The sequence below is a fragment of the Tatumella ptyseos ATCC 33301 genome, from assembly GCF_000735525.1.
In the GTDB taxonomy this organism is placed as follows: Bacteria; Pseudomonadota; Gammaproteobacteria; order Enterobacterales; family Enterobacteriaceae; genus Tatumella; species Tatumella ptyseos.
In genome coordinates, this window is the sequence record NZ_JMPR01000029.1 from 1 (window position 1) to 2,940 (window position 2,940).

A 2,940-nucleotide genomic window follows, 5' to 3' on the forward strand; every position below is an offset into this window, starting at 1 on the left:
TTTTTTTATGCGTCCAAACCACTGGAAGATCTTTTCGTCTCCCAGCACACATCGCCTGAAAGACTAGTCAGGGTGATGGTGATGATGGTGGTTAATCTGGACGCTATTCATAAAATATTCCGACGTAAATTGATTTAATTGTCTGTCAATTAACCTACCCAAAATAGCGGCGACTGGCAACCCTTTTTTCGGCCTGATAATCATAAATTCCTTAATAAATTTATGCTGGCCTGAAAACCGCCACAGGCATAAGATCATCGCTTACTTAAACGGTATCTGACAGGACATTATAAAGGCAGACTTATGGCGAAAAAAGTAGCAATTGTCGGTCTGGGCTGGCTGGGGATGCCCCTGGCCCGGGCGCTGGTCGGACGTGGCTGGCAGGTAACGGGCAGTAAGACGACCGAAGATGGTGTGCAGGCAGCACGAGCCTCCGGCATTCCGGCCAGCCTGCTGACGCTGGATCCGGAACCGCAGTGTGACCCTGATGATTTAGCCGAACTGCTGGATGTGGATGCCCTGGTGGTGACCTTACCGGCGCGACGGACGGTCGAAACCAGCGAGCAATATATTCAGGCGGTGCAGAATATTGTCGATATGGCCCTGGCCCGGCAGGTCCGGCATATTATTTTCACCAGTTCTACCTCGGTGTACGGTAATCTGCAGGGCGAGGCTGATGAAGAAAGCGCATTGGATCCGGTCACCCCGGCCGGTGGATCACTGGTCCGCCTGGAGCAATGGCTTCATGATTTACCCGGTACGCCGGTGGATATTCTTCGTCTCGCCGGGCTGGTGGGACCAGCGAGGCATCCGGGACGCTTTCTCGCAGGGAAAACCGGCCTGAGTCATGGCCGTCAGGGGGTGAATCTGGTTCACCTGGATGATGTGATTTCCGCGATTGTGATGCTGCTGGAACAACCGGCGCAGGGAGCCGTCTATAATCTGTGTGCAGAGGGGCATCCGTCACGGGAAGACTATTACACCAGGCTTGCCGCTAACGCTGGCTGGATCCCGCCGGTCTTCGACGGTGAACCCGCCACGATGGCAGGTAAAGAGGTCAACGGGCAGCGCATCTGCCGCGAACGTGGCTTCCGCTATCAGTGGCCGGACCCTTACGATATGCCTTTTGCTCAGGGATAAGCCGGATATTTAAGATAATTCCCCGGATAACGGTGATAATCTCTTGTGTTAACGGGTGTTTTTAGGCAGAATGCGCGCCTGCAAATTTGAGAATAACCGATGCCTTTTTCCGGCGTCGGTTATTTTTTTTGCATATATAGTTTCAAAACAAACCTACGGGGCCGGACGTTTTCCGGAGAGATATACATCAGATACACGCAATGGCGTGAGTTAGAGGAAATTTTGATGGGGCTTTTCACCACTTCACCAGCGATGTCTGGTGCACGCTTTCGCGATGACTACGGCGCGACGCGCACGATGAACACTTCATACTCATCTTTCTGCATTCTGCGGAATATCCCTGTGGCACAATCTCAGACGATTGTTACTGTAGGGGCCATGAACAATGCAAACTAATACCTCTGCTGCACCTAAGCGCGCTAACCTGAAAAAAACACTTACGCTGCTTCCTGTCATCATGATTGGTCTGGCTTATATGCAGCCCATGACCTTATTTGATACTTTCGGTATCGTATCGGGACTGACCAGTGGTCACGTTGCGACTGCGTATATCTTTGCGACTATCGCTATTCTGTTTACTGCGTTGAGTTACGGTAAACTGGTTCGTCGGTTCCCGTCGGCCGGTTCTGCGTACACTTATGCACAAAAATCCATTAGCCCGCATGTCGGATTTATGGTCGGCTGGTCCTCACTGCTGGACTACCTGTTTATGCCAATGATTAATATTCTGCTGGCAAAAAGCTATTTTGAATCCCTGCTGCCGGGCATCCCTTCGTGGATCTTCGTGGTACTGCTGGTGGTATTTATGACCGTGACTAACCTGAAAGGGATTAAAACGGTTGCCAACTTCAACAGTATTATCGTTGTGCTGCAGATTGCGGTGATGATTGCCATCGTCGGACTGATTATCTACGGTGTCAGCCACGGTATTGGTGCCGGAACCTTAGCCAGTACGAAACCGTTCTGGTCCTCGGACGCACATATTGTACCGATGATCACCGGGGCGACGATACTCTGTTTCTCCTTCCTGGGCTTCGATGGTTTGAGCTCATTGTCTGAAGAGACAAAAGATGCAGAGCGTACCATTCCGCGGGCGATTTTCATGACGGCGCTGATCGGCGGGGTACTGTTTGTTGCGGTGTCTTACTTCCTGCAACTGTACTTCCCGGACATCTCCCGTTTTAAAGACCCGGATTCCTCACAGCCTGAAATCATGCTGTACGTGGCGGGCAGAACGTTCCAGTTCGGTATTCTGATCTTCTCCTGTGTGACCGTACTGGCCTCAGGAATGGCGGCCCATGCCGGGGTTTCTCGTCTGATGTATGTGATGGGACGTGACGGTGTGTTCCCGAACCGTTTCTTTGGTCATATCTCACATAAATGGTCGACCCCGACCTATAACGTGCTGCTGGTCGGTGCCATTGCGTTACTGGCGATCAACTTTGACCTGGTCACTGCGACGGCGCTGATTAACTTTGGTGCTCTGGTGGCGTTTACCTTCGTTAACCTGTCGGTGATTTCACAGTTCTGGATCCGCGAGAAACGTAATAAGACGCTGAATGACCACTTCCAGTATCTGGTGCTGCCGGTTCTGGGGGCACTGACAGTCGGTGCGCTATGGCTGAACCTGGAAGAGAGCTCAATGATCCTCGGCCTGATCTGGGCGGGTATCGGTATTATCTACCTGGCGTTTGTGACCCGGGCTTTCCGTAAGCCGGTTCCTCAGTACAGCGAAGAAGGGTTATAATCCTTCGCTGCGCGGGTTGCTGATAAAGCCCTGTCAGGTTTCCTGACAGGGCT

2 protein-coding genes and 1 other annotated feature are annotated in these 2,940 nt (G+C 52.0%); both genes read left to right on the top strand.

All coding sequences use genetic code 11. The annotated features are described in order from the left end of the window. Window positions 1–88 (bottom strand) — a sequence feature (His leader region). This feature is flagged as partial in the annotation. 215 nt (window positions 89–303) lie between these two features. Beyond that, window positions 304–1,140 (top strand): SDR family oxidoreductase, encoded by an 837-nt coding sequence (locus tag GTPT_RS08845; RefSeq protein WP_029990604.1) that lies wholly within the window; start codon window positions 304–306, stop codon window positions 1,138–1,140. 385 nt (window positions 1,141–1,525) lie between these two features. Beyond that, window positions 1,526–2,887: an APC family permease gene (locus tag GTPT_RS08850; RefSeq protein WP_029990605.1), complete on the top strand. Its 1,362-nt coding sequence runs from the start codon at window positions 1,526–1,528 to the stop codon at window positions 2,885–2,887. Window positions 2,888–2,940: the final 53 nt, after the last annotated feature.